We start from the raw sequence: 23,030 nt of genomic DNA on the forward strand, positions 1-23,030 counted from the left end.
GACCGGCAATTCATGAACAAACCGACAGGTCGGTGTGCTGATTCATTGCGGGGCATGCCCGCTCCCACGCCGTTCGGACCACCTGGCATGGGCGCGGGTTCGCTGCGCGATGCCGCTCAGTCAGTCACGACTTTCGCCTGGCCGAGATTGGCCAGGCGAATGCTGTCCTGTGCCTGCTGGATCTCGCCCTGGCTGCTGATCGGTCCCAGGCGTACACGGTGCAGGGTCTGCTGGTTGCGCACGACGGAGCTGATGAATACCGGCGCACTGACCATGGTGCTCAGCTTCGAGCGCAGCAATTCGGCGGCGTCCGGGTTGGCGAACGCGCCCACTTGCAGGATGCTGCCGCCGCTGGCGTTCGGCACATTGTTGCCGCCCACCTGCACCGGCACCACCGGCGCCGCGTGCTGCTGCGGCGGCGGGGTCCACTGCTCGACGCGCCCGGTGCTGGCGGCGATCGGCTGGGCCTGGGCCACCTGCGGCTCCTTGAGCACCATCGGCGGCTGCTGGCCACGCTGGGCCCACCATTGCTGCGGGTCGATGCCCTCGACGCGCACGTGCGCGGTGCCGCTTTCGGCATAGCCGAGCTTCTTCGCAGCAGCGTAGGACAGGTCGATGATACGGTCGGAATAGAACGGGCCACGGTCGTTGACCCGTAGGATCACGCTGCGCCCGTTGGCCAGGTTGGTCACCCGCACGTAGGCCGGCAGCGGCAGGGTCTTGTGCGCCGCGCTCATGCCATAGAGGTCATAGAGCTCGCCGTTGGCGGTGTTCTGGCCATGGAACTTGGTGCCGTACCACGACGCTGTGCCCTCGGCGCGGTAGTTGCGCGAGTCCTGCATCGGGTAGTAGGTCTTGCCCAGCACCGTGTACGGGTTGGCCTTGTAGTTGCCGGTGTGCACGGTCGGGGTGGCGTCGGGGATCTTGTTGACGTCCACGTCCCACCAGGGCGCGCCATCCTTGTGGGCACGGTTGATGTCCAGGCCCGGTTGCGCACGCACGGTGTTGCCGCTCTGCGGGGTGGAGGGCCGGCTCGACGAGCAACTGGCCAGCACCAGGCCGACGGCGACGCAGGTCAGCAGTTTTGCGGCATTTACAGTGAAGAGTTCGCGCATTTACTTGACGCCCCGTGCCAGAACCAGCTGTTCCGAAAGCTGATGCACCGCCATGGCATACATCACGCTGCGGTTGTAGCGAGTGATCGCGTAGAAATTCTTCAGGCCCATCCAGTACTCAGGGCCGTATTCACCTTCCAGGCGGAAGGCGGTGACCGGCAGATCATCGCGCAGCGCATCATGACTCGACCAGCCCAGCGCCCGCAACTGCGCGACCGTCTTCACCGGCTCGATGCCGCTGGTCAGGCCTTCGTCGGCGCGCTCGCCACGCACGGTGGCACGGCTGACCACAGGCTCCCCGGCCACCCAGCCGTGGCGCTTGAAGTAGCTGGCGACACTGCCGATGGCATCGTCCGGGTTGTTCCAGATATTGATGTGCCCGTCGCCGTCGAAGTCCACGGCATAGGCGCGGAAGCTGCTTGGCATGAACTGCGGCAGGCCCATGGCGCCGGCGTAGGAGCCTTTGAGCGTGAGCGGATCGAGCTGCTCTTCCCGAGCCAGCAAGAGGAATTCGCGCAGCTCCTTGCGGAAGAATTCGGCGCGTGGCGGGTAATCGAAGCCCAGCGTGGACAGCGCGTCGATGACGCGATAGTTGCCGGTATTGCGGCCGAAGAAGGTTTCCACCCCGATGATCGAGACAATCACCTGCGCCGGCACGCCGTATTCCTGCTCGGCGCGGGCCAGCACGGCCTCGTGTTGGCGCCAGAAGTCCACGCCACGGGCGATGCGCGCATCGGTGATGAACATCGGGCGGTATTCCTTCCACGGCTTGACCCGTTCGGCCGGCCGCGAGATCGCGTCGAGGATCGCCTGCTTGCGCTGCACCTCGCGAAACACACCCATCAGTTGCTCGCCGGCAAAGCCGTAGTCGCGAGTCATCTCGCCAACGAACTCGGCCACTTGCGGCGAGCCGTCATAGTCACCGGCATTGGCCTGCTGGACTGCGCCGAGCAAACCCAACGCGCCGAACCACGGCGCCAGGCGGGCAGCCCAGCCACGCACTGCTTGCATGAAATTCTTCACCTTTTTCAAACCTGTGCGATCCATTTGCGGTGCGTATGGATCGACATCAGAACGCCAAACGCTGACAGCAGCGTCACCAACGAAGTTCCGCCATAGCTGATAAAGGGCAGCGGCACGCCCACCACGGGCAGAAGGCCGCTGACCATACCGATATTGACGAACACATAAACAAAGAAGGTCATGGTCAGGCTGCCCGCGAGCAGCTTGCCGAACAGGGTCTGGGCCTGGGCGGTGATCATCAGCCCGCGACCGATCAACAGGATGTAGATCAGCAGCAGCAGGCAGATGCCGACCAGGCCGAACTCCTCGCCGAGCACGGCGATGATGAAGTCGGTGTGGCTCTCGGGCAGGAAGTCCAGGTGCGACTGGGTGCCCAGCAGCCAGCCCTTGCCGAATACCCCGCCCGAACCGATCGCCGCCTTCGACTGGATGATGTTCCAGCCGGTGCCCAGCGGGTCGCTTTCCGGGTCGAGGAAGGTCAGCACGCGCTGCTTCTGGTAGTCGTGCATGACGAAGAACCACATCGCCACCGCCACCGGCACCGCCGCCGCGATCACGCTGACGATCCAGCGCCAACGCAGCCCGCCCATGAACAGCACGAAGGCGCCGGAGGCGAGGATCAGCAGCGCCGTGCCAAGGTCGGGCTGGCGCACAATGAGAATGAACGGCACGCCGATCAGGATCAGGCTGATCGCCACATGCTTGAGGTGCGGCGGCAAGGTGCGCTTGGACAGGTACCAGGCGATGGTCGCCGGCATGATGATCTTCATGAATTCCGAGGGCTGGAAGCGGATCACCCCGGGAATGTTGATCCACCGCGTGGCGCCCATGGCGTTGTGACCCATGACATCCACCACGATCAGCAGGAACACCCCTGCCAGGTACGCCAGTGGCACCCAGCGCGCCATGAAGCGCGGCTCGAGCTGGGCGATGATGAACATCGACACCAGGCCGATGCCGAACGAACTGGCCTGTTTCATCAGCAGGTCCCAGTTCTTGCCGCTGGCCGAATACAGCACGAACAGGCTGCCGGCGGCGAGCGTCAGCAGGATAATCAGCAAGGGGCCGTCGATATGGATGCGCTGCAGGAAGCTGGCGCGCCTGCGCATCACGTCCTCGCTGGAGAGCATGCGGTCGAAGTTGTTCTTCACGGGGCCGATTCCTGGGCGACTGTGGCGGGGGCGAACTCGGGCTTGAGCCGGCCATTCTCGTCAAGCAGCCAGGCATCCATGACCTGACGTACCACGGGGGCAGCGACGCCGGAGCCGGACTCGCCGTTCTCGACCATCACCGAGACCACGATCCTGGGGTCGTCGGCCGGGGCGAAGGCGACAAACAGGGCGTGGTCGCGGTGGCGTTCCTGGAGTTTGTTGCGGTCGTACTTCTCGCCCTGCTTGATCGCCACTACCTGGGCGGTACCGCTCTTGCCGGCGATGCGGTACTGCGAGCCGATTGCGGCCTTGCGGGCGGTGCCGCGGGCGCCGTGCATCACCTGCTCCATGCCATGGGTGACCCGCGCCCAGTCGGACTTGTCGCGCAGTACGATGTTTTCCATGGGGTTCTCGTCCACCGGCGGTTGGCCTTCGATGGTCTTGGCCAGGTGCGGGCGGTTCCACACGCCCTTGTTGGCGATCAGCGCGGTGGCCTGGGCCAACTGCAGCGGCGTGGTCTGCATATAGCCCTGGCCGATACCGAGAATCAGCGTTTCGCCGGGGAACCAGGCCTGGCGGCGGGTGGCGCGCTTCCACTCGCGGGACGGCATCAAGCCGGGCGACTCTTCGAACATGTCCAGGGCGACCTTCTGCCCGATACCGAACTTGTTCATGTAGCTGGACAGCCGATCGATGCCCATCTTGTGCGCAAGATCATAGAAATACGTATCGTTTGACCGCATGATCGCCACATCCAGGTCAACCCAGCCATCGCCGGTGCGGTTCCAGTTGCGGTATTTGTGATCGTAGTTGGGCAGTTGGTAGTAACCCGGGTCGAACACCCGGCTGCCCGCCGTCACCACGCCACTGTCGAGCCCGGCGATCGCCACCGCCGGCTTGATGGTCGAGCCCGGCGGGTAGAGGCCGCGCAGCACGCGGTTGAACAGCGGCCGGTCGATCGAGTCGCGCAGTTCGGCGTAGGCCTTGAAACCGATGCCGGTAACGAACAGGTTGGGGTCGAAACTCGGCTGGCTGACCATCGCCAGCACCTCGCCGGTGCGCGGGTCGAGGGCGACGATGGCGCCACGGCGCCCGCCCAACGCCTGCTCGGCGGCTTCCTGCAGCTTGATGTCGAGGCTCAGGACAATATCCTTGCCCGGCTTCGGATCGGTGCGTTTTAGCACCCGCAGCACCCGGCCCCGAGCGTTGGTCTCGACTTCCTCGTAGCCCACCTGACCATGCAGTTCGTCTTCGTAGAAGCGCTCGATGCCGGTCTTGCCGATATGGTGGGTGCCGCTGTAGTTCACCGGGTCGAGGGTCTTGAGTTCCTTCTCGTTGATGCGCCCGACATAGCCCACCGAATGGGCGAAGTGCGCGCCCTGGGGATAGTGGCGAACCAGCTGCGCCGCCACCTCTACCCCAGGCAGGCGGAACTGGTTGACCGCGATACGGGCGATCTGCTCTTCGTTGAGCTCGAACAGGATCGGTACCGGCTCGAACGGCCGGCGCCCCTGCTTCATGCGCTTTTCGAACAGGGCACGGTCGTCAGGGGTGAGCTCGAGCACCTCGACGATCACGTCCAGCACATCCTGCCATTTACCCGCGTTGCCAGCGCGTTCGCGGGTCATCACCAGGCTGAAGCTGGGGCGGTTGTCGGCCACCACCACGCCGTTGCGGTCGAAGATCAGCCCGCGTGTCGGCGGGATCGGCTGCACATGCACCCGGTTGTTCTCCGACAGCGTCGAGTGATAGTCGTACTGGATGACCTGCAGGTAATACAGCCGGGCGATCAATACGCAGACGAGCAGCACCACCGCCACGGCGCCCACGACGACGCGGTTGCGCACCAGGCGGGCGTCTTTCTCGTGGTCCTTGAGGCGGATCTGCTGCGGCATCGGACAGGCTTACAGGTTCATTTGTGGTAGGGATGCCCGGACAACACGGTCCAGGCGCGGTAGATCTGCTCGCCGATGAGTATCCTTACCAACGGGTGCGGCAACGTCAGCGGCGACAACGACCAGCGCTGCTCGCTGCGTGCGCAGACTTCCGGCGCCAGCCCTTCCGGGCCGCCCACCATCAGGTTGACCGTACGCGCATCCAGGCGCCAACGGTCCAGCTCGCCCGCCAGTTGCTCGGTACTCCAGGGCTTGCCATGGACCTCGAGGGTGACGATGCGTTCCCCAGGCTGCACCTTGCTCAGCATCGCCTCGCCCTCCTGACGGATCAGGCGGGCGACATCGGCGTTCTTGCCGCGGGTATTCAGCGGGATTTCCACCAGCTCCAGCGCAAGCTCCGGGGGCAGGCGCTTGGCATATTCATGCCAGCCTTCCTCGACCCACTTGGGCATGCGCGAGCCGACCGCGATCAGGCGCAGACGCACGACGCTTCCTTATTCCCGGTCCTTGAGCTTGTCGGAGTACTCGTGAGCGTGCTCCGGGCTGTGGTGCTTGCCGTCGTTGGCGCGGCTCTGCTCGGCGCCCAGCCACAGGCGTTCCAGGTCGTAGAACTGGCGGGCGGCGGCGGTCATCATGTGCACGATGACGTCATTCAGGTCCAGCAGTACCCAGTCGCTGTCACCCTTGCCTTCTTCGCCCAGTGGCTGTGCGCCCTTGGCCTTGACCGCTTCACGGACCTTTTCCAGCATCGCGTTGATCTGACGGTTGGAAGTACCGGTGGCGATGATCATGTAGTCGGTCAGGCTGTGCTTTTCACGCACGTCGATGACCTGGATGTCCTGGGCCTTGACGTCTTCCAGCGCGGCCTTGGTCAGTTCGACCAGTTCTTCGCCGCTGATGCCGTTGATTTTCTGCTTGGTCATATAAAACTCGTTCAACTCATTGATTGAGGCGCCCATGGGCGCCGTCAGTTGGACGCACGATACAGGTCGTGCGCCTCGATGTAGGCCAGTACTGCGTCCGGCACCAGGAACCGCACCGACTTGCCGCTGGCCAGCAGCTGTCGGATCTGCGTGGCGGACACCGCGAGCGGGGTCTGCCAGACGAACGAAATGTGCCCCGCCGGGCCGGACATGGCGGTGGGATCGCTCTCCGAGCGCGCCGCCAGCAGGTTGCGCAACTCGTCAGGGGGTTCGACATCGGCATCCGGGCGTTGCAGCACCAGGATGTGACAGTGTTGCAGCAGCTCTTCCCAGCGATGCCAGCTGGGCAGGCCGCAGAATGCGTCCCAGCCCAGCACCAGGAACAACTGGTCGTGCGCGTTCAGTTCGCCGCGGATCGACTCCAGCGTGTCGATGGTGTACGACGGTTTGTCGCGGGCCAGCTCGCGGGCATCCACGCTCAGACGCTCGACGCCCTGCACGGCGCCGCGCACCATGGCCAGGCGGTCCTGCGCGGCCACCAGCGGAGTGTCGCGGTGCGGCGGCCGGGCGTTGGGCAGCAGGCGCAGTTCGTCCAGGCACATGAATTCGGCCACTTCCAGCGCACTGCGCAGGTGACCGATATGCACCGGGTCGAAGGTGCCGCCGAGAATGCCGACGCGCCGGACTGCGACAGGGTTGCTCAACTCAGCACGGCTCCTGGCCGCGCAGCTGGCCATCGCCGATCACCACGTACTTCTCGCAGGTCAGGCCTTCCAGGCCGACCGGGCCGCGGGCATGCAGCTTGTCGGTGGAGATACCGATTTCCGCGCCCAGACCGTATTCGAAGCCGTCGGCGAAGCAGGTCGGGGTGTTGAGCATGACCGACGCCGAGTCGACCTCGGCCATGAAGCGCCGGGCCTGGCCCTGGTGCTCGGTGATGATCGAATCGGTGTGGTGCGAGCCATAGTGGTTGATGTGCTCGATGGCCTGTTCCAGGCCGTCGACCACGCGAATCGACAGGATCGCGTCAAGATACTCGGTGTGCCAGTCGTCTTCGCTGGCCGGCTTGGCGTCGATGAACGCCCGGGTGCGCTCGCAACCGCGCAGTTCGACGCCCTTGTCCTGGAAACGGCGGGCCATTTCCGGCAGGAAGCGCTCGGCCACCGACTGGTCCACCAGCAGCGTCTCCATGGCGCCGCAGATACCGTAACGGTAGGTCTTGGCGTTGAAGGCAACGCGCCAGGCCTTGTCCAGGTCGGCGTGGGCATCGACGAAGATGTGGCAGATACCGTCCAGGTGCTTGATCACCGGTACCCGGGCATCGCGGCTGATGCGTTCGATCAGGCCGCGGCCGCCACGAGGCACGATGACATCGACGAATTCCGGCATGCTGATCAGCGCGCCCACGGCTTCGCGGTCGGTGGTCTCGACCACCTGCACCACTGCCGGCGGCAGGCCGGCCTCGGCCAGGCCACGCTGGATGCAGGTGGCGATGGCACGGTTGGAATGGATGGCTTCGGAGCCACCGCGCAGGATGGTGGCGTTGCCCGACTTCAGGCACAGGCTGGCGGCGTCGATGGTCACGTTGGGGCGCGACTCGTAGATGATACCGATCACCCCCAGCGGCACGCGCATCTTGCCGACCTGGATCCCCGACGGGCGGTAACTCATGTCGCGGAGGGCGCCGACCGGGTCCGGCAGGCTGGCCACCTGACGCAGGCCGGTGATCATGCCGTCGATGCGCGCCGGGGTCAGCGCCAGGCGCTCGAGCAGCGCGGGTTCCAGGCCGTTCTTGCGGCCATTGGCCAGGTCCTGTTCGTTGGCTGCGGTGAGCGCGTCGCGGGCCGCGTCGAGAGCGTCGGCGGCGGCCTGCAGGGCGCGGTTCTTCTGCGCGGTGCTGGCACGGCCGATCACCCGCGAGGCCTCACGGGCGGCGCGACCCAGGCGGGTCATGTAGTCAAGAACGGACTCGGTCATGGGTTCGGTGTCTTGGCAAAGGGGAAATCGGCTGATTATAACTGGAGCGCTCGGGTACGCCCAGCGGCGGGTGGCGGATGGTAGAAAATGGTTGCCGCCGATACGTAGGAAAGATGTAACCACCCGTATCGAAAATTACATCGCCATGATCGCGGGGGACGCCCGCTGCCACGCCCGGCGCGCCGTCCAGGCTTTAACGCGGGAGCGGGCGTGCCCCGTGATGGGGTCAATCTGATTCAGCCTCGATTAAGCCATTCATTGCTATCATCCCCGCCTTCACAGCCACGAACCGCCCGTATGTCCGCCCCAGCCCCCTGCCCGGCCCGCGCCCTGCCCGACAGTTTCTTCGATCGCGATGCGCAGACCCTCGCCCGCGACCTGCTGGGCAAGGTCATCCGTCACCGCCAGGGCGACCTCTGGCTGGCGGCGCGCATCATCGAAACCGAGGCCTACTACCTCACCGACAAGGGCAGCCATGCGTCCCTGGGCTTCACCGAGAAGCGCAAGGCGCTGTTCCTCGATGGCGGCCATATCTACATGTACTACGCCCGCGGCGGCGACTCACTGAACTTCAGCGCCCAGGGCCCGGGTAACGCGGTGCTGATCAAGTCCGCCTATCCCTGGATCGACGCCATCTCCGACGCCAACAGCCTGGCCCGGATGCAACTGAACAACCCCGACGCCAGCGGCAACCTGCGCCCTCCCGAGCGCCTGTGCAACGGCCAGACCCTGCTGTGCCGCGCCATGGGCCTGAAGGTGCCGCACTGGGATGCCCGACGTTTCGACCCCGAGCGCCTGTACGTCGAGGATTGCGGCATCGCGGTACCCCGGGTGATCCAGACCACCCGCCTGGGCATACCCCATGGCCGCGACGAACATTTGCCCTACCGCTTCGTCGATGCCGATTACGCCCGCCACTGCACCCGAAACCCGCTGCGACGAGGCCAGGTCGAAGGGCAAGACTTCTTCATGCTTGAACAAGGAAACTGAACCATGGGCCAATGGCTGGACAGCCTGACCACCTGGCTTGGCGCCAACCCCCAGTGGCTGGGACTGGCAATCTTCATCGTGGCCTGCGTCGAATGCCTGGCCATCGCCGGCATCATCGTGCCCGGCACCGTGCTGCTGTTCGCGGTCGCCGTGCTGGCCGGCAGCGGCACCTTCAGCCTGGGCGAAACGTTATTGCTGGGTTTCCTCGGTGGCATGCTCGGCGACGCAATCTCCTACGCCATCGGCAAGTACTTCCACCAGAACATCCGCCGCCTGCCGTTGCTGCGCAGCCACCCGGAGTGGATCGGCAGCGCCGAGGCGTACTTCCAGCGCTATGGTATCGCCAGCCTGCTGGTCGGCCGCTTCATCGGCCCGCTGCGGCCGATGCTGCCGATGGTCGCCGGCATGTTCGACATGCCGCTGCCGCGCTTCATCGCGGTAAGCCTGGTGGCTGGCGCCGGCTGGTCGGTGGCCTACCTGCTGCCCGGCTGGGCCACCGGCGCGGCAATGCGCCTGCCACTGCCGGAAGGCTTCTGGCTGGACGCGGGGATTGTCATGGGCACCCTGGCGGTGCTGATCGGCCTGAGCCTGAGCACCAGCATCCGCGATCAACGCCACGGCACCCGCCTGATCGCCGCCCTCAGTGGCCTGGCGGTAGCCGCGCTGTTCATCGGCTGGCGCTACTTGAGCGAATTCGACCAGGGCGTGATGACCCTGGTGCAGGAACACCGCAGCCAGGCCATCGACGGTGCCGTGGTGGTAATTACCCGCCTGGGCGACTTCCGTACCCAGTTCTTCCTCGGTGGCCTGCTCACGGGCCTGTTGCTGCTGGCCCGGCAATGGCGCCATGCACTGTTCGCCGGGGCGACGCTGATCGGTACAGCCCTGGCCAACGGCACGCTGAAATGGTTGTTCGCCCGCGCCCGCCCCGAGGTGCTGACCGACCCGCTGACCAGCTACAGCATGCCCAGCGGGCATAGCTCGGCATCGTTCGCCTTCTTCCTGGTGCTGGCAGTGCTGGCCGGGCGCGGCCAGCCGCCGCGCATGCGCCTGACCTGGGTGCTGCTGGGATGCATTCCGGCCCTGGCCATCGCGCTGTCGCGGGTATACCTGGGCGCGCACTGGCCGACCGATATCCTTGCTGGCGCGCTGCTGGCATGCTGCGTGTGCGCGCTGAGCCTGACCCTGGTGCAATATCGCCAGCCGCTTACGGCGCTGCCGCAGCGGGTATGGTGGCTGGTATTGCCAGCGTGCATCGCGTTGCTGACGTTCTTTGCCCTGCACGCGCTGCCCAAGGCGTTGCTGCGTTACCAATACTGACGGCCATCACTGGGCAGCCCGCTCCTACCGAACATCGGAGCGGGCCTGGATGGTTCAGGCGAACAATTCGCCCTGGATCCGCTCCAGCAACGCCTGGATCGCCTCCAGCCTCAACTGCGGCGAGTCGATGGCCAGCAGGTCGAGCTTGTCCTCCTCCACGAACGGCAGCAGGTAGGCCAACTGGTTGGCCAACGCCTGTCGCCCGTCGACATCCCGCGGCATGTCCAGCGCCTCGACCATAGGGTGTTCGCCCAGGGCCAGCAGCAGCGCCAGCAGGTCATCGTCCTGCTCCTGCAGCGGGCCGTCCGCCAGCTCCGACAGCCACTGCACCTCGCCGATCATCAACTGGTCCTTCTGCACCTCGGTGCGCTCGACACGAAAACGCCGCACGCCTTCGACGCGAATACCCAGCAGGCCGTTGTCCTGCTGCACGAAGTCGCGGATCAACGCCTCGCAGCCGACCGACGCCACCACCGGCGCCGCCTTGCCCACCTGCTCGCCTTCCAGGATGCATACCACGCCGAAGCCTTCACCCTGCTTCATGCAACGGCCGATCATGTCCAGGTAGCGCGCCTCGAAGATCTGCAGATCGAGCAGGCAACCGGGGAACAGCACGGTATTGAGGGGAAACAGCGGTAATGTCATCTCGATTCCTCAAGCCACCAGGCTGACCGCCAACGGCAGGAACACCGCCGTGGCCACCCCCATAAGGCTCATCGCCAGCGCGGCGAAGGCGCCGCATTCGTCACTTTCCTGCAAGGCCACCGACGTGCCCACCGCGTGAGCGGTGACGCCCAGCGCCATGCCCCGGGCCTCGGGGCTGAGCACGCCGAAGCGGCTCAGCAGCGCCGGGCCGAAGATCGCGCCGATCACCCCGGTGATCAGCACGAACACCGCGGCCAAGGCCGCCACACCACCAATCTGCTCAGCTACCAGCATGGCGATCGGCGAAGTGACCGACTTTGGCGCCATGGTCATCAGGATCATGTGCTCGGCGCCAAACCACCAGCCCAGCGCCAGGCAGGCCACGGTGGCGAACAGGCCTCCGATTACCAGCGTAGTAAATGTCGGCCAGAACAGCTGGCGGATCCGCCGCAGGTTCAGGTAGAGCGGCACCGCCAGGGCCACGGTGGCCGGGCCCAGGAGGATGTTCATGATCTCGGTGCTCTTGCGGTACTCGGCGTAGTCGATGCCGCAGACAAGCAGGATGCCGATCACCACCAGCATCGACACCAGCACCGGTTGCAGGAAGATCCAGCGGGTCTTTTCATAACCTGCCAGCACCAACTGGTAGGCGGCCAGCGTGATGCCGATACCGAACAGTGGATGATGGATGACCGCGTCGAGCGCGCCGTGCCAATCGAGGGTCATGGCTGCTCCTCGTGCCTGCCCTGGCGCTGGATGAGCTTCTGCATCAGCACGCCGACGAACACCAGGGTCGCCAGGCAGGAGATCAACAGCGCCCCGACGATGGCCCAGAAGTCGGCGGCGATGTCCCTGGCATAGACCATCACCCCCACCGCCGGCGGCACCAGCAGCAGCGGCAGGTAGCGCAGCAGGCTGCCGGCGGCCTCGTTGAGCGGCTGGCCGACTTCGCCACGAACCATCAGGAACACCAGCAGCAGCAACAGGCCGATGATGGGCCCGGGCAGGATGTGCAGGAACAAGTGGTTGATCGCCGTTCCCAGCAACTGGAACAGCACCAGCCAGGTCAGACCACGCAACAGCATAGGGACCTCCGTCAGAACATGGCGGCCATTATAAGCACGCTAAGCAATTGCCTATAAGGCGATATTCGGCGAAAAGCGGACAACTTGACTGAAACGGTGCTGCGTGCTGATCTTGAACATTCGTACCAAATGACAATCTGGAGATGTCGCGATGCCCTATGTACCCGTTACAGAGCTTTCGCAGTACGTTGGCAAGGAGCTGGGCCGTTCCCAATGGCTGAAGATCGACCAACAACGCATCAACCTGTTCGCCGAAGCCACCGGCGATTTCCAGTTCATCCATGTCGATCCGGTGAAAGCGGCCAAGACCCCGTTCGGCAGCACTATCGCCCATGGTTTCCTTACCCTGTCGCTGATCCCCAAGTTGATGGAAGACATCCTCGTGCTGCCCGAGGGGTTGAAGATGGTGGTCAACTATGGCCTGGACAGCGTGCGCTTCATCCAGCCGGTAAAGGTCGACAGCCAGGTACGACTCAAGGTCGACCTGACCGACGCCACCGAGAAGAAGCCCGGGCAATGGCTGCTCAAGGCCACGGTCACCCTTGAAATCGAAGGCGAAGAGAAACCGGCCTACATCGCCGAACCACTGTCACTCTGCTTCGTCTGACCCCCACACCGCGCCTGGAGCAGACGCACGGGGCGCGCAGCGCCCCAATTCACGGCCTGGCGTATTCTGCGGCATACTCGGCGCATCGTTTTCCCCGGAAGCCGCCATGCGCCCCCTGCTCCCCCTGACCCTGATCCTGCTGCTCGCCGCCTGTGGCGAAGGCGAATCCCTGTCTCCGCCGGACGCGCGCCTGCCCGATGGTGGCCGCTACCGTGGCCAGGTGGTGAACGGCTTGCTGCAGGGCGAGGGGCGCATCGACTACCCCAACGGCAGCTGGTACGCCGGCAGCTTCAAGGATGGCCAGTGGCACGGCCAGGGTGAATGGCACGGCAGCAACGGCGAGGTCTACCGTGGCCAGTTCAGTGAAGGCCTGTTCCAGGGGCTGGGCGACCTGACCACGCCCGGCAGCCACTACGCCGGCACCTTCAAGCATGGCCGCCGGGATGGCGAAGGCACCCTCAAGCAAAACGACCAGACCTACCGCGGCCAGTTCAAGGACGACCAGTACGAAGGCGCGGGGCAGCTGGAGCTGGCTGACGGCAGCCGCTACCAGGGCCTGTTCGCCAAGGGCAAACCGAACGGTGCCGGGGTGCGCAGCGATGCCAGTGGCAACCAGTTCAGCGGCCACTTCATCGATGGCCAGCTACAGGGTGCCGGCACCTACGACAGCGCCGACGGCGAACAGTACATCGGCGAGTTCAAGGACAATCGCCTCGAGGGCCGTGGCCGCTACGAGAGCGCCGACGGCGACGTCTGGATCGGCGACTTCAAGGACGGATCGCTGGCCGGCCAGGGCGAACTGCTGGGTAGCGATGGCAGCCGCTACAAGGGTGGCTTCCGTGACTGGCGCTTCGCGGGCACCGGCACCTTGCAACTGGCCGACGGTAGCCAGTATGTCGGCGGTTTCGCCGACGATGCCTACCACGGGCGTGGCAAGCTGACCCACCCGGACGGTCGCAGCGAAGCCGGTACCTGGGTCAACGGCGTGCGCGTGCGCGACGCCCAGGGCAAGCTTTTGCCCGACCCGCTCGACCTGGCCCTGCTCAACCAGGGCAAACTGCTGGCCAATGCGCTGGCCAAGGTGCCGGCGTCAGTTCCGCCGGTGCAGTTGTACAGCCTGGTGGTGGCCGGCGACGGCCAGCAGAGCGTGTTCCTGCGCGAGGCCGACTACGTCAGCAACATGCTCAAAGTGCGTTTCGGCGCCCATGGCCAGATCACCCTGGTCAACCATCGCGACCATCTGGCCGACCGGCCCATGGCCACCCGCGAGAATATTACCCGCGCTGCCCGCACCTTGGCCGAGCGCAGCGGCCCCGAAGACCTGATATTCATCTACCTGACCAGCCATGGCAGCCACGACCACCAACTGGTGCTCGACCAGCCACGCCTGCAACTGGCCGACCTCTCCGCCGACGAGCTGGCCAGCGCCCTCGCCCCGTTGAAGGACCGCGACAAGGTGATCGTCATCTCCGCCTGCTACTCCGGTGGCTACATCGCCCCGCTCAAGGACGACCGCACCCTGGTCATGACCGCCGCCCGGCCTGACAGGGTGTCATTCGGCTGCTCGGAAGAGGCCGACTTCACCTACTTCGGCGACGCCCTGTTCGCCCAGGCACTGAACCAGACCGACGATCTGAAACAGGCGTTTGAACTGGCGCGGCAAAGCGTTGCCGAACGAGAACGAAGGGAAGGTTTCGAAGCCTCTGAGCCGCAGCTCTGGGCGCCGCCGGCGGTGATCAGCCACTGGCAGCGCCTGCGCCGCCAACAAGCCGAGCAAGCCCTGCGCAATGAAGCCCAGCCAGCTTCGGGGGATCAGGCAAAAAACCCTGGTGCCCACTAAGCTGTGTAGTAACGAGGGAGACACACCATGTACCTGACGCCTCAGCATGTCCTGCTTGCCGGTGCCACGGGTCTGACAGGTGAACACCTGCTCGACCGCCTGCTCAACGAGCCCACCATCAGCCGCGTGCTGGCGCCGACCCGCCGCCCGCTGGCCGAGCACCCGCACCTGGAAAACCCGGTGGGTGATCCGGCCATGTTTCTCCCGCAACTGGCCGGCCGTGTCGACATCGCCTTCTGCTGCCTGGGCACCACCCTCAAGCAGGCCGGCTCCGAGACGGCCTTCCGCGCCGTGGACCTGGACATGGTCGTGGCCTTCAGCAAGCGCGCCCGGGAGTTGGGCGCCCGCCACCTGCTGGTGATCAGCGCCCTGGGCGCCGATGCGAAGTCATCGATCTTCTACAACCGGGTCAAGGGCGAGATGGAGGAAGCCCTAAAGCAGCAGGATTGGCCGCAATTGACCATCGTGCGGCCTTCACTGTTGCTGGGCGAGCGAATCGAGCCACGGCTGGGTGAGCGCATGGCCGCTCCGTTCGCCCGCCTGATACCGGGCAAGTACCGCGGCATCGAGGCTTGCACCCTGGCCCGGGCGCTGTGGCGCCTGGCGTTGGAGGAGGAGGATGGGATTCGCGTGGTCGAGTCGGACGAGTTGCGCAAGCTGGGGAAGAAATAGTCAATCCTGAGCCGCCCCAATCGCCGGCAAGCCGGCTCCCACAGGTGATTGCGTAACCCTGTGGCCGGCTTGCCGGCGATTGGGCTGCGCAGCAGCCCTTGGTTATCAAAGACCGCCCGTGGCGTTGAACCCCACCCCCGCCGCCGTCAATAACGACAATGGCAGCAGCAAGGTATCAAGCAACGCGCTCCCAGGCAGGTCCAGCCCCGGATAGGCCGGCGCCTCGGCGCCGAACCGGTCTTCTGGGCAGCACCCGCCATTGATCACGTACAGGTCAAGCCGTGTCCCGGCATACACCACCGGCGCCCCGGGCTTGTTGGCATCCAGGGTACGTACCGTGGCGCAGCCACCGAGCTGGGCCAGCACCAGCAACCCCAGCACAAACCGCCTCAATCATCGACCCCATGATGATGCTCGCCCCAGCGCGGCAGCATGTCCTGCGGGATATTCAGCAGGTTCAGGATGCGTGCCACGACGAAGTCGACCAGGTCGTCGATGGTCTGCGGCTGGTGATAGAAGCCCGGCGCCGCCGGCAGGATCACCGCACCCATCTGCGACAGCTTGAGCATGTTCTCCAGGTGGATGGTCGAGAATGGTGCCTCGCGCGGAACCACGATCAACTGACGACGCTCCTTGAGGGTCACGTCGGCCGCCCGCTCGATCAGGTTGTTGCAGGCACCGGTGGCAATCGCCGACAGGGTGCCGGTGGAACACGGCACTACCACCATCGCCGCTGGCGCGCCGGAGCCCGAAGCCACCGGCGACATCCAGTCTTCCTTGCCATACACGCGGATCTGCCCGTCGGCCGCGCCGGTGTACTCGGTCAGGAACGCCTGCATGGCCTGGGGCTTGGCTGGCAACACCACGTCGGTCTCTGTAGCCATTACCAGTTGCGCGGCCTTGGAGATGAGGAAATGCACCTCGCGGTCCTCGCGCACCAGGCAATCGAGCAGGCGCAGGCCATACTGCGCCCCGGAGGCGCCGGTCATGGCCAGGGTGATGCGTTCCGGTCCGCTCACTTCAGGGCCTCGGCCAGCTTGCCGTGCAGGCCGCCGAAGCCGCCGTTGCTCATGATCACCACATGGGTACCTGGACGGGCCTGGCCCTTGATGCGCTCGATGATCGCCTCGAGGCTGTCGGCTACGACACTTGGCACCTTGCACTGCGCGGCGGTGCCTGCCAGGTCCCAGCCCAGGTTGGGCGGTGCGTACCAGATCACCTGGTCGGCGTCGTTGACGCTTTCCGGCAGGCCGTCGCGGTGCGCGCCCAGCTTCATGGAGTTGGAGCGCGGCTCGATCACCGCAATCACCGGGGCCTCGCCTACGCGCTTGCGCAGGCCATCGAGGGTGGTGGCGATGGCGGTCGGGTGGTGGGCAAAGTCGTCATAGATGGTCACGCCCTGAACCTCGGCAACCAGTTCCATGCGGCGCTTGACGCTCTTGAACGCGCTCAGGCCTTCGATACCCATGGCCGGCGCCACGCCGACATGGCGAGCGGCGGCCAGGGTGGCCAGGGCGTTGGCGACGTTGTGCTGGCCGGTCAGCGCCCAGTCCACCACGCCTTGCGCCTGGCCCTCGAACAGCACTTCGAAGCGCGAGCCATCGGCACTGAGCAGGCGCGCCTGCCACTGGCCACCCTCGCCCGTGGTCTGCACCGGGGTCCAGCAGCCCATGCCGATGACCCGTTCCAGCGCCTGCTCGGTGGTCGGGTGAATGACCAGGCCCTCACTGGGAATGGTGCGAACCAAGTGGTGGAACTGCCGCTCGATGGACGCAAGGTCAGGGAAGATGTCCGCGTGATCGAACTCGAGGTTGTTGAGGATCGCGGTGCGCGGGTGGTAGTGCACGAACTTGGAGCGCTTGTCGAAGAAGGCGCTGTCGTACTCGTCGGCCTCGACCACGAAGAACGGCGTATTGCCCAGGCGCGCCGACACCGAGAAGTTCTGCGGCACGCCGCCGATCAGGAAGCCCGGGCTCATGCCGGCGTGTTCCAGCACCCAGGCCAGCATGCTGCTGGTAGTGGTCTTGCCATGGGTGCCGGCCACGGCCAATACCCAGCGCCCCTGCAGCACATGGTCGGCCAGCCACTGCGGGCCCGATACGTACGGCAGGCCCTTGTTCAGCACGTACTCCACCGCCGGGTTGCCCCGCGACATGGCGTTGCCGATCACCACCAGATCCGGTGCCGGCTCCAGCTGGGCCGGATCGTAGCCTTGGGTCAGCTCGATGCCCTGGGCTTCGAGCTGGGTGCTCATCGGCGGATACACGTTGGCGTCGGAGCCGGTGACACGGTGGCCAAGGTCCTTGGCCAGCACCGCCAGCGAACCCATGAAAGTGCCGCAAATACCGAGAATATGAATGTGCATGATCGACCTCGCAAAACGTCGAGGCAGGGTAGCCCAGGGCGAGGGAAATCGCACCCGCTGTTTCGCTCAGCAGGCCTTGGCTATGCCATGTTTGCGCAGTTTTCGATACAAGGTATTGCGGCTGATGCCCAGGTGCTCGGCGACGCGGGTCATGTGCCAGTGGTTTGCCTCCAGGGCGCTGAGCAATGCCTGGCGTTCGGCATCGCCAAGACAGACACGACCATCGTGGGAGCGGCGGTGCGCCGATGCGACTTGCCCCGCGATGGCGTTGCCAGGGCCCGCTCCCACATTGCGCACCATTTGCGGGAGGTCCGGATACTCGATCCGCCCCTCCTCGCACAACGCCACCAGCGTGCGCAGCACATTGCGCAACTGCCGCACGTTCCCTGGCCAGGCAAAGTCCAGCAACGCCTGTCGTGCCTTAGGTTCGATTTCGATGACCTGCCCTTCGCCCTCCTGCGCCAGCAGGAAGTCCAGCAACTGTGCCTTGTCGCTGCGCTCGCGCAGCGCCGGCAGAGCCACCTCCAGGCCATTGAGGCGGTAATAGAGGTCTTCGCGGAACCCGCCTTGCGCCACCCGCTCCAGCAAGTCACGGTGGGTGGCGCTGATGATCCGCACATCCACCGCCTGCGGCTCACCACCGATCGGCACCACCTGGCGCTCCTCCAGCACCCGTAGCAAGCGAGTCTGCAGCGCCAACGGCATGTCGCCGATCTCGTCCAGCAGCAAGGTGCCGCCATCGGCCTGCAACAGCTTGCCGCGCATGCCTTCCTTACGCGCACCAGTGAAGCTGCCGCCGCGATAGCCGAACAGCTCGCTCTCGATCAGGCTCTCCGGGATCGATGCGCAATTGATCGCCACGAACGGCTTGTCACGGCGTGCGCTGGCCTGGTGCACCGCCTGGGCGAAAGCCTCCTTGCCGCAACCGGTTTCGCCGCGCAACAGCAGCGGCACGTCACGCTCGAACACCCGCACGGCTCGACGGAAGTCCTCGCGCAAGGCCGGATCGAGCAGGCAGATACCCGGCGCAGCGGTCTGGGGCAAGGCCACCGGCACCGACCACACCGGCGCCCGTGCCTGGCCGCGCAGGCTGGCGAATACCTGGCGACCGTCGCGGGTGTGCAGCGGCCAGGCAGTACTGCCCTGGAGAGTGGCGCGGCTGAACATTTCGTCGTGGCTGCAGGCGAAGAACCTGTCCAATGGCTTGCCCAGCACTCCACCGCGGATCGTTCCCAGCAGGTTCAACGCACTTTGATTGGCGGCGCAGATCCGCCCGTCACCATCGAAGGCCAGCAGGCCCTCGCTGAACAGCCCGACCGACTCGGCCTGCAAGTGGAAACGCAGTAGCCATTGCTGCTCGAAGTGGCGCAGGAAGTAGCAGCTCTCGATCATCTTCGCCGACAGGTTGACCAACGCCATGGTGTGAAACTGACTCTGGCGCGAGACATCGGGCCGCGCCGACGACACATCGAGTACCGCCAGCAACTCGCCGTGTGGGTCGAATACCGGGCTGGCCGAGCAGGTCAGCCCGGTATGGCGGCCACGAAAGTGCTCGTCCTGGTGAATGGTCAGGGCCTGGCGCTCGACCAGGCAGGTACCGATACCGTTGGTGCCCTCGCGGGCCTCGCTCCAGTCGGCGCCGAGCCACAGCCCGGCACGCTCGAAGATGCGCCGCTCGCTGGGCGCGGTGACGCAGTTGAGGATCACCCCGCGAGCATCGGTCAGCAGCACCGCGTGCCCGGCGCCGGACAACTGCTGGTGCAGGCTGTTCATCTCGTTGTCGGCGATCTGCAGCACCTGGCGCAGGCGCTCGCGGCTCTCCAGCAGGCGGCCGTGTTCGAGCACCACCGGTGCCTGGACCCGCGCGGGATCGAGGTGGTAGTCCTCCAGGCAACGCAGCCAGGAGCGGGCGATGGACGGGTCGCTGCCCGGCCCGCTGGTCTGGCCTTGGGCGACCGTGAGCACTTGCTGGGCATGGCGGCTGAACGGATTGCTCTGCATTTCTTGTTGTTCTCCGCAGATAGAGCGTGCCGTCAGCATCCTCCAGGCGTGAACGCTTTGCAACGTTGCACCGACCCTGCGGTCACGGCCTGTGTCGCAAAGGGTACAAAGTGTCACCCTGGCCGTGCCGAGGCTGGTACAGGTCATTTCGATAGCCGCGCCGTCCTTGACCCAAGTCATTGATACACAAGGGCCTCCAGGCACTGGCCCGACCTTTGCTCTACGCTTGGTAACTCCGCAACAATCACAACGACCAGGAGACACATCATGCGTTATGCACATCCCGGCACCGAAGGCGCGAAGGTCAACTTCAAGAGCCGCTACGGCAACTACATCGGTGGTGAGTTCGTGGCGCCGGTGAAGGGGCAGTATTTCGAGAACACCTCCCCGGTCAACGGCAAGCTGATCGCCGAGTTCCCCCGCTCCACCGCCGAAGACGTCGAAAAGGCCCTCGACGCGGCCCACGCCGCCGCCGATGCCTGGGGCCGCACTTCGGTGCAGGACCGTTCCAACGTCCTGCTGCGCATCGCCGACCGCATCGAACAGAACCTCGAGCTGCTGGCCATCACCGAAACCTGGGACAACGGCAAGCCGATCCGCGAAACCCTCAACGCCGACATCCCGCTGGCGGTCGATCACTTCCGCTACTTCGCCGGCTGCATTCGCGCCCAGGAAGGCGGCGCAGCCGAGATCAACGAAACCACCGTGGCCTACCACATCCATGAGCCGCTGGGCGTGGTCGGGCAGATCATTCCGTGGAACTTCCCGCTGCTGATGGCCGCCTGGAAGCTCGCCCCGGCCCTGGCCGCCGGCAACTGCGTGGTGCTCAAGCCCGCCGAACAGACCCCGCTGGGTATCAGCGTGCTGATGGAACTGATCGGCGACCTGCTGCCCAAGGGCGTGCTCAACGTGGTGCAAGGCTACGGCCGTGAAGCGGGCGAGGCCCTGGCCACCAGCAAGCGCATCGCCAAGATCGCTTTCACCGGCTCCACTCCGGTGGGCGCGCACATCATGAAATGCGCCGCCGAGAACATCATCCCCTCCACCGTCGAACTGGGCGGCAAGTCGCCGAACGTGTACTTCGAGGACATCATGCAGGCCGAGCCGAGCTTCATCGACAAGGCGGCCGAAGGCATGGTGCTGGCGTTCTTCAACCAGGGCGAAGTGTGCACCTGCCCTTCGCGTGCCCTGGTGCAGGAATCGATCTACCCGCAGTTCATGGAAGTGGTGATGAAGAAGGTGCTGCAGATCAAGCGCGGCGACCCACTGGACACCGACACCATGGTCGGCGCCCAGGCCTCGCAGCAGCAGTTCGAGAAGATCCAGTCCTACCTCAAGATCGCCCAGGAAGAGGGCGCCGAGCTGCTTACCGGCGGCAAGGTGGAGCAACTCGAAGGCGCGCTGGCCAGCGGTTACTACATCCAGCCGACCCTGCTCAAGGGCAACAACAAGATGCGCGTGTTCCAGGAGGAGATCTTCGGCCCGGTGGTCAGCGTCACCACCTTCAAGGACGAGGCCGAGGCCCTGGCGATTGCCAACGACACCGAGTTCGGCCTCGGCGCCGGCGTGTGGACCCGCGACATCAACCGCGCCTATCGCATGGGCCGCGGCATCAAGGCCGGCCGCGTGTGGACCAACTGCTACCACCTGTACCCGGCGCATGCCGCGTTCGGTGGCTACAAGAAGTCCGGCGTCGGCCGTGAAACCCACAAGATGATGCTCGACCACTACCAGCAGACCAAGAACCTGCTGGTGAGCTACGACATCAACCCGCTGGGCTTCTTCTAAGTTCGGCTCATCGCGGGGCGACCCGACTTGCCCCGCGATGAGGCCTGTCAGACCAGCGCTGCTCGCGTGCACGAGCCGCTCTGGCCCGCTTCCTGCAAAACGAATCACCAGTAGCCGGCAGTCCCTCCGGCAACCTAAGAAAAACAACAGGTGAACCCTATGCCAAGCGATCATTCCGGCAGCGCGCCGGCGAGTTCCTCCGTCGACTTCGAAAAGGTCGGCTCGGACTATTTCCAGCAACGTGAACTGAAGAAAGGCGCCGCCGGCTGGGTCCTGCTGGTGGGCCTGGGCGTGGCCTATGTGATCTCCGGCGACTACGCCGGCTGGAACTTCGGCCTGGCACAAGGCGGCTGGGGCGGCATGTTCCTCGCCACCCTGCTGATGGCCACCATGTACCTGTGCATGTGCTTCTCCCTGGCGGAACTGTCGTCGATGATCCCCACCGCCGGCGGCGGCTACGGCTTCGCCCGCAGCGCCTTCGGCCCCTGGGGCGGCTTCCTCACCGGCACGGCGATCCTCATCGAGTACGCCATCGCGCCCGCAGCCATCGCCGTGTTCATCGGTGCCTACTGCCAGTCGCTGTTCGGCATCGGCGGCTGGATGATCTACCTGGCCTTCTACATCGTGTTCATCGGCATCCACATCTTCGGGGTCGGCGAGGCGCTGAAGCTGATGTTCATCATCACCGCGGTTGCCGCCATCGCCCTGGCCGTGTTCCTGATCGGCATGGTGCCGCATTTCGATGCAGCGAACCTGTTCGACATCGCCAAGACCGACGCCGTCGGCGCCAGCAGCTTCCTGCCGTTCGGCTATGTCGGCGTCTGGGCGGCGATTCCCTATGCGATCTGGTTCTTCCTCGCGGTCGAAGGCGTGCCACTGGCCGCCGAAGAGACCAAGAACCCGAAGCGTGACCTGCCCCGTGGCCTGATCGGCGCGATGCTGGTGCTGCTGGCCTTCGCCTTGCTGATCCTGGTGGTCGGCCCCGGTGGCGCCGGTTCCGAAGCCCTCAAGGCCTCGGGCAACCCGCTGGTCGAGGCGCTGTCGAAGGCCTACGGCGGTTCGACCTGGATGGGCGGCTTCGTCAACCTGGTGGGCCTGGCCGGCCTGATCGCCAGCTTCTTCTCGATCATCTATGCCTATTCGCGGCAGATCTTCGCACTTTCCCGCGCCGGCTACCTGCCACGCAAACTGTCCGAGACCAACAAGAGCAAGGCCCCGGTACTGGCCCTGGTGATCCCCGGGATCATCGGCTTCGCCCTGTCGCTGACCGGCCAGGGCGACCTGCTGATCCTGGTGGCGGTGTTCGGCGCCACGCTGTCCTACGTGCTGATGATGGCCGCGCACATCACCCTGCGTATCCGTCGCCCGAAAATGGAGCGTCCGTACCGCACCCCCGGCGGCATCTTCACCTCGAGCGTGGCCCTGGTACTGGCCTGCATCGCCGTGGTCGCCGGCTTCCTGGTCGACCCGCGGGTGGTGATTGGCGCCGCGGTGATCTATGCAGTATTAATTGCCTACTTTGCGTTCTACAGCCGCCACCACCTGGTGGCCGGTACACCGGAAGAGGAATTCGCCGCGATCCAGAAGGCCGAAGAGGCCCTGCACTGATTGCCGACTTGCGCCGCAGGCCAGC

22 protein-coding genes are annotated in these 23,030 nt (G+C 65.3%); 7 read left to right on the forward strand and 15 right to left on the reverse strand.

Annotation, left to right across the window (positions count from 1 at the left end):
* Nucleotides 1–116 precede the first annotated feature (116 nt).
* From AAHK21_RS10745 to AAHK21_RS10780, 8 genes are read right to left on the reverse strand one after another with little or no spacing between them, the layout of a single operon-like run.
* Entirely contained in the window at nucleotides 117–1,115 is a 999-nt protein-coding gene (locus AAHK21_RS10745; RefSeq protein WP_367857234.1) for a septal ring lytic transglycosylase RlpA family protein, read from the reverse strand.
* Nucleotides 1,116–2,126, reverse strand: a complete 1,011-nt coding sequence (gene mltB / locus AAHK21_RS10750; protein ID WP_031315361.1) for a lytic murein transglycosylase B — start codon at nucleotides 2,124–2,126, stop codon at nucleotides 1,116–1,118. It abuts the gene before it with no gap.
* Between the two features lie 17 nt (nucleotides 2,127–2,143).
* Entirely contained in the window at nucleotides 2,144–3,247 is a 1,104-nt protein-coding gene (rodA, locus tag AAHK21_RS10755; RefSeq protein ID WP_217869727.1) for a rod shape-determining protein RodA, read from the reverse strand.
* 38 nt (nucleotides 3,248–3,285) lie between these two features.
* A complete protein-coding gene (gene mrdA / locus AAHK21_RS10760) occupies nucleotides 3,286–5,184 on the reverse strand; it encodes a penicillin-binding protein 2 (protein WP_046857281.1) in 1,899 nt (632 codons plus the stop codon).
* Nucleotides 5,185–5,201: 17 nt separating this feature from the next.
* On the reverse strand, nucleotides 5,202–5,669 hold the full coding sequence (gene rlmH, locus AAHK21_RS10765; protein ID WP_023631106.1) for a 23S rRNA (pseudouridine(1915)-N(3))-methyltransferase RlmH: 468 nt from the start codon (nucleotides 5,667–5,669) through the stop codon (nucleotides 5,202–5,204).
* A gap of 9 nt (nucleotides 5,670–5,678) precedes the next feature.
* Nucleotides 5,679–6,107 carry a ribosome silencing factor gene (gene rsfS, locus AAHK21_RS10770; RefSeq protein ID WP_031315360.1) on the reverse strand — a complete coding sequence of 143 codons (429 nt, stop codon included), beginning with the start codon at nucleotides 6,105–6,107 and terminating at the stop codon, nucleotides 5,679–5,681.
* 44 nt (nucleotides 6,108–6,151) lie between these two features.
* Complete coding sequence (gene nadD / locus AAHK21_RS10775; RefSeq protein WP_046857282.1) at nucleotides 6,152–6,844, reverse strand: nicotinate-nucleotide adenylyltransferase; 693 nt, start codon at nucleotides 6,842–6,844, stop codon at nucleotides 6,152–6,154.
* A complete protein-coding gene (locus AAHK21_RS10780; protein WP_367857235.1) occupies nucleotides 6,813–8,084 on the reverse strand; it encodes a glutamate-5-semialdehyde dehydrogenase in 1,272 nt (423 codons plus the stop codon). Before AAHK21_RS10780 ends, nadD begins: the two co-directional genes overlap by 32 nt.
* 297 nt (nucleotides 8,085–8,381) lie before the next feature.
* Between AAHK21_RS10780 and AAHK21_RS10785 the strand changes: the two genes are divergently transcribed.
* Complete coding sequence (locus tag AAHK21_RS10785; protein ID WP_023632403.1) at nucleotides 8,382–9,074, forward strand: DNA-3-methyladenine glycosylase; 693 nt, start codon at nucleotides 8,382–8,384, stop codon at nucleotides 9,072–9,074.
* A gap of 3 nt (nucleotides 9,075–9,077) precedes the next feature.
* Complete coding sequence (locus AAHK21_RS10790) at nucleotides 9,078–10,394, forward strand: bifunctional DedA family/phosphatase PAP2 family protein (protein WP_046857285.1); 1,317 nt, start codon at nucleotides 9,078–9,080, stop codon at nucleotides 10,392–10,394.
* A 54-nt stretch (nucleotides 10,395–10,448) separates the two neighbouring features.
* On the opposite strand, the gene AAHK21_RS10795 is transcribed toward AAHK21_RS10790, so the two are convergent.
* From AAHK21_RS10795 to AAHK21_RS10805, 3 genes are read right to left on the reverse strand one after another with little or no spacing between them, the layout of a single operon-like run.
* The gene (locus AAHK21_RS10795) at nucleotides 10,449–11,039 is read right to left on the reverse strand and encodes an LON peptidase substrate-binding domain-containing protein (RefSeq protein ID WP_367857236.1); all 591 of its coding nucleotides are present in this window, start codon (nucleotides 11,037–11,039) and stop codon (nucleotides 10,449–10,451) included.
* Nucleotides 11,040–11,048: 9 nt separating this feature from the next.
* Entirely contained in the window at nucleotides 11,049–11,765 is a 717-nt protein-coding gene (locus AAHK21_RS10800) for an LrgB family protein (protein WP_046857287.1), read from the reverse strand.
* A complete protein-coding gene (locus AAHK21_RS10805; protein WP_046857288.1) occupies nucleotides 11,762–12,124 on the reverse strand; it encodes a CidA/LrgA family protein in 363 nt (120 codons plus the stop codon). The genes AAHK21_RS10800 and AAHK21_RS10805 overlap by 4 nt, the downstream gene beginning before the upstream one ends.
* A 151-nt stretch (nucleotides 12,125–12,275) precedes the next feature.
* Between AAHK21_RS10805 and AAHK21_RS10810 the strand changes: the two genes are divergently transcribed.
* From AAHK21_RS10810 to AAHK21_RS10820, 3 genes are all read left to right on the forward strand, one after another.
* Nucleotides 12,276–12,731, forward strand: coding sequence for a MaoC family dehydratase (locus AAHK21_RS10810; RefSeq protein ID WP_046857289.1), 456 nt, complete (start codon nucleotides 12,276–12,278; stop codon nucleotides 12,729–12,731).
* Between the two features lie 106 nt (nucleotides 12,732–12,837).
* Complete coding sequence (locus AAHK21_RS10815; protein ID WP_367857237.1) at nucleotides 12,838–14,571, forward strand: C13 family peptidase; 1,734 nt, start codon at nucleotides 12,838–12,840, stop codon at nucleotides 14,569–14,571.
* 27 nt (nucleotides 14,572–14,598) lie between these two features.
* Entirely contained in the window at nucleotides 14,599–15,243 is a 645-nt protein-coding gene (locus AAHK21_RS10820; protein WP_046857291.1) for an oxidoreductase, read from the forward strand.
* Nucleotides 15,244–15,348: 105 nt separating this feature from the next.
* On the opposite strand, the gene AAHK21_RS10825 is transcribed toward AAHK21_RS10820, so the two are convergent.
* From AAHK21_RS10825 to AAHK21_RS10840, 4 genes are all read right to left on the reverse strand, one after another.
* Complete coding sequence (locus AAHK21_RS10825) at nucleotides 15,349–15,636, reverse strand: YceK/YidQ family lipoprotein (RefSeq protein ID WP_038707275.1); 288 nt, start codon at nucleotides 15,634–15,636, stop codon at nucleotides 15,349–15,351.
* On the reverse strand, nucleotides 15,633–16,262 hold the full coding sequence (gene ubiX, locus AAHK21_RS10830; RefSeq protein ID WP_367857238.1) for a flavin prenyltransferase UbiX: 630 nt from the start codon (nucleotides 16,260–16,262) through the stop codon (nucleotides 15,633–15,635). The genes AAHK21_RS10825 and ubiX overlap by 4 nt, the downstream gene beginning before the upstream one ends.
* Complete coding sequence (mpl, locus tag AAHK21_RS10835) at nucleotides 16,259–17,608, reverse strand: UDP-N-acetylmuramate:L-alanyl-gamma-D-glutamyl-meso-diaminopimelate ligase (protein ID WP_367857239.1); 1,350 nt, start codon at nucleotides 17,606–17,608, stop codon at nucleotides 16,259–16,261. Before mpl ends, ubiX begins: the two co-directional genes overlap by 4 nt.
* 66 nt (nucleotides 17,609–17,674) lie before the next feature.
* Nucleotides 17,675–19,609 (reverse strand): sigma-54-dependent Fis family transcriptional regulator, encoded by a 1,935-nt coding sequence (locus AAHK21_RS10840; RefSeq protein WP_367857240.1) that lies wholly within the window; start codon nucleotides 19,607–19,609, stop codon nucleotides 17,675–17,677.
* 267 nt (nucleotides 19,610–19,876) lie between these two features.
* Between AAHK21_RS10840 and AAHK21_RS10845 the strand changes: the two genes are divergently transcribed.
* Nucleotides 19,877–21,397 (forward strand): aldehyde dehydrogenase family protein, encoded by a 1,521-nt coding sequence (locus AAHK21_RS10845; protein ID WP_367857241.1) that lies wholly within the window; start codon nucleotides 19,877–19,879, stop codon nucleotides 21,395–21,397.
* 159 nt (nucleotides 21,398–21,556) lie between these two features.
* The gene (eat, locus tag AAHK21_RS10850; protein ID WP_084941828.1) at nucleotides 21,557–23,005 is read left to right on the forward strand and encodes an ethanolamine permease; all 1,449 of its coding nucleotides are present in this window, start codon (nucleotides 21,557–21,559) and stop codon (nucleotides 23,003–23,005) included.
* Nucleotides 23,006–23,030 lie beyond the last annotated feature (25 nt).

This window comes from Pseudomonas sp. TE50-2 (genome assembly GCF_040813665.1).
In the GTDB taxonomy this organism is placed as follows: Bacteria; Pseudomonadota; Gammaproteobacteria; order Pseudomonadales; family Pseudomonadaceae; genus Aquipseudomonas; species Aquipseudomonas soli.

Excerpts from the sequence above, each read along its gene's own strand:
- AAHK21_RS10800 (WP_046857287.1), bottom strand. The coding sequence starts at position 11,765 with ATGACCCTCGATTGGCACGGCGCGCTCGACGCGGTCATCCATCATCCA.
- AAHK21_RS10790 (WP_046857285.1), top strand. The coding sequence starts at position 9,078 with ATGGGCCAATGGCTGGACAGCCTGACCACCTGGCTTGGCGCCAACCCC.
- mrdA (WP_046857281.1), bottom strand. The coding sequence starts at position 5,184 with ATGCCGCAGCAGATCCGCCTCAAGGACCACGAGAAAGACGCCCGCCTG.
- nadD (WP_046857282.1), bottom strand. The coding sequence starts at position 6,844 with ATGGCCAGCTGCGCGGCCAGGAGCCGTGCTGAGTTGAGCAACCCTGTC.
- rsfS (WP_031315360.1), bottom strand. The coding sequence starts at position 6,107 with ATGACCAAGCAGAAAATCAACGGCATCAGCGGCGAAGAACTGGTCGAA.
- AAHK21_RS10780 (WP_367857235.1), bottom strand. The coding sequence starts at position 8,084 with ATGACCGAGTCCGTTCTTGACTACATGACCCGCCTGGGTCGCGCCGCC.
- AAHK21_RS10820 (WP_046857291.1), top strand. The coding sequence starts at position 14,599 with ATGTACCTGACGCCTCAGCATGTCCTGCTTGCCGGTGCCACGGGTCTG.
- AAHK21_RS10840 (WP_367857240.1), bottom strand. The coding sequence starts at position 19,609 with ATGCAGAGCAATCCGTTCAGCCGCCATGCCCAGCAAGTGCTCACGGTC.
- AAHK21_RS10805 (WP_046857288.1), bottom strand. The coding sequence starts at position 12,124 with ATGCTGTTGCGTGGTCTGACCTGGCTGGTGCTGTTCCAGTTGCTGGGA.
- mpl (WP_367857239.1), bottom strand. The coding sequence starts at position 17,608 with ATGCACATTCATATTCTCGGTATTTGCGGCACTTTCATGGGTTCGCTG.
- AAHK21_RS10785 (WP_023632403.1), top strand. The coding sequence starts at position 8,382 with ATGTCCGCCCCAGCCCCCTGCCCGGCCCGCGCCCTGCCCGACAGTTTC.
- AAHK21_RS10815 (WP_367857237.1), top strand. The coding sequence starts at position 12,838 with ATGCGCCCCCTGCTCCCCCTGACCCTGATCCTGCTGCTCGCCGCCTGT.
- eat (WP_084941828.1), top strand. The coding sequence starts at position 21,557 with ATGCCAAGCGATCATTCCGGCAGCGCGCCGGCGAGTTCCTCCGTCGAC.
- mltB (WP_031315361.1), bottom strand. The coding sequence starts at position 2,126 with ATGCAAGCAGTGCGTGGCTGGGCTGCCCGCCTGGCGCCGTGGTTCGGC.
- rodA (WP_217869727.1), bottom strand. The coding sequence starts at position 3,247 with ATGCGCAGGCGCGCCAGCTTCCTGCAGCGCATCCATATCGACGGCCCC.
- AAHK21_RS10795 (WP_367857236.1), bottom strand. The coding sequence starts at position 11,039 with ATGACATTACCGCTGTTTCCCCTCAATACCGTGCTGTTCCCCGGTTGC.
- AAHK21_RS10810 (WP_046857289.1), top strand. The coding sequence starts at position 12,276 with ATGCCCTATGTACCCGTTACAGAGCTTTCGCAGTACGTTGGCAAGGAG.
- AAHK21_RS10745 (WP_367857234.1), bottom strand. The coding sequence starts at position 1,115 with ATGCGCGAACTCTTCACTGTAAATGCCGCAAAACTGCTGACCTGCGTC.
- AAHK21_RS10845 (WP_367857241.1), top strand. The coding sequence starts at position 19,877 with ATGCGTTATGCACATCCCGGCACCGAAGGCGCGAAGGTCAACTTCAAG.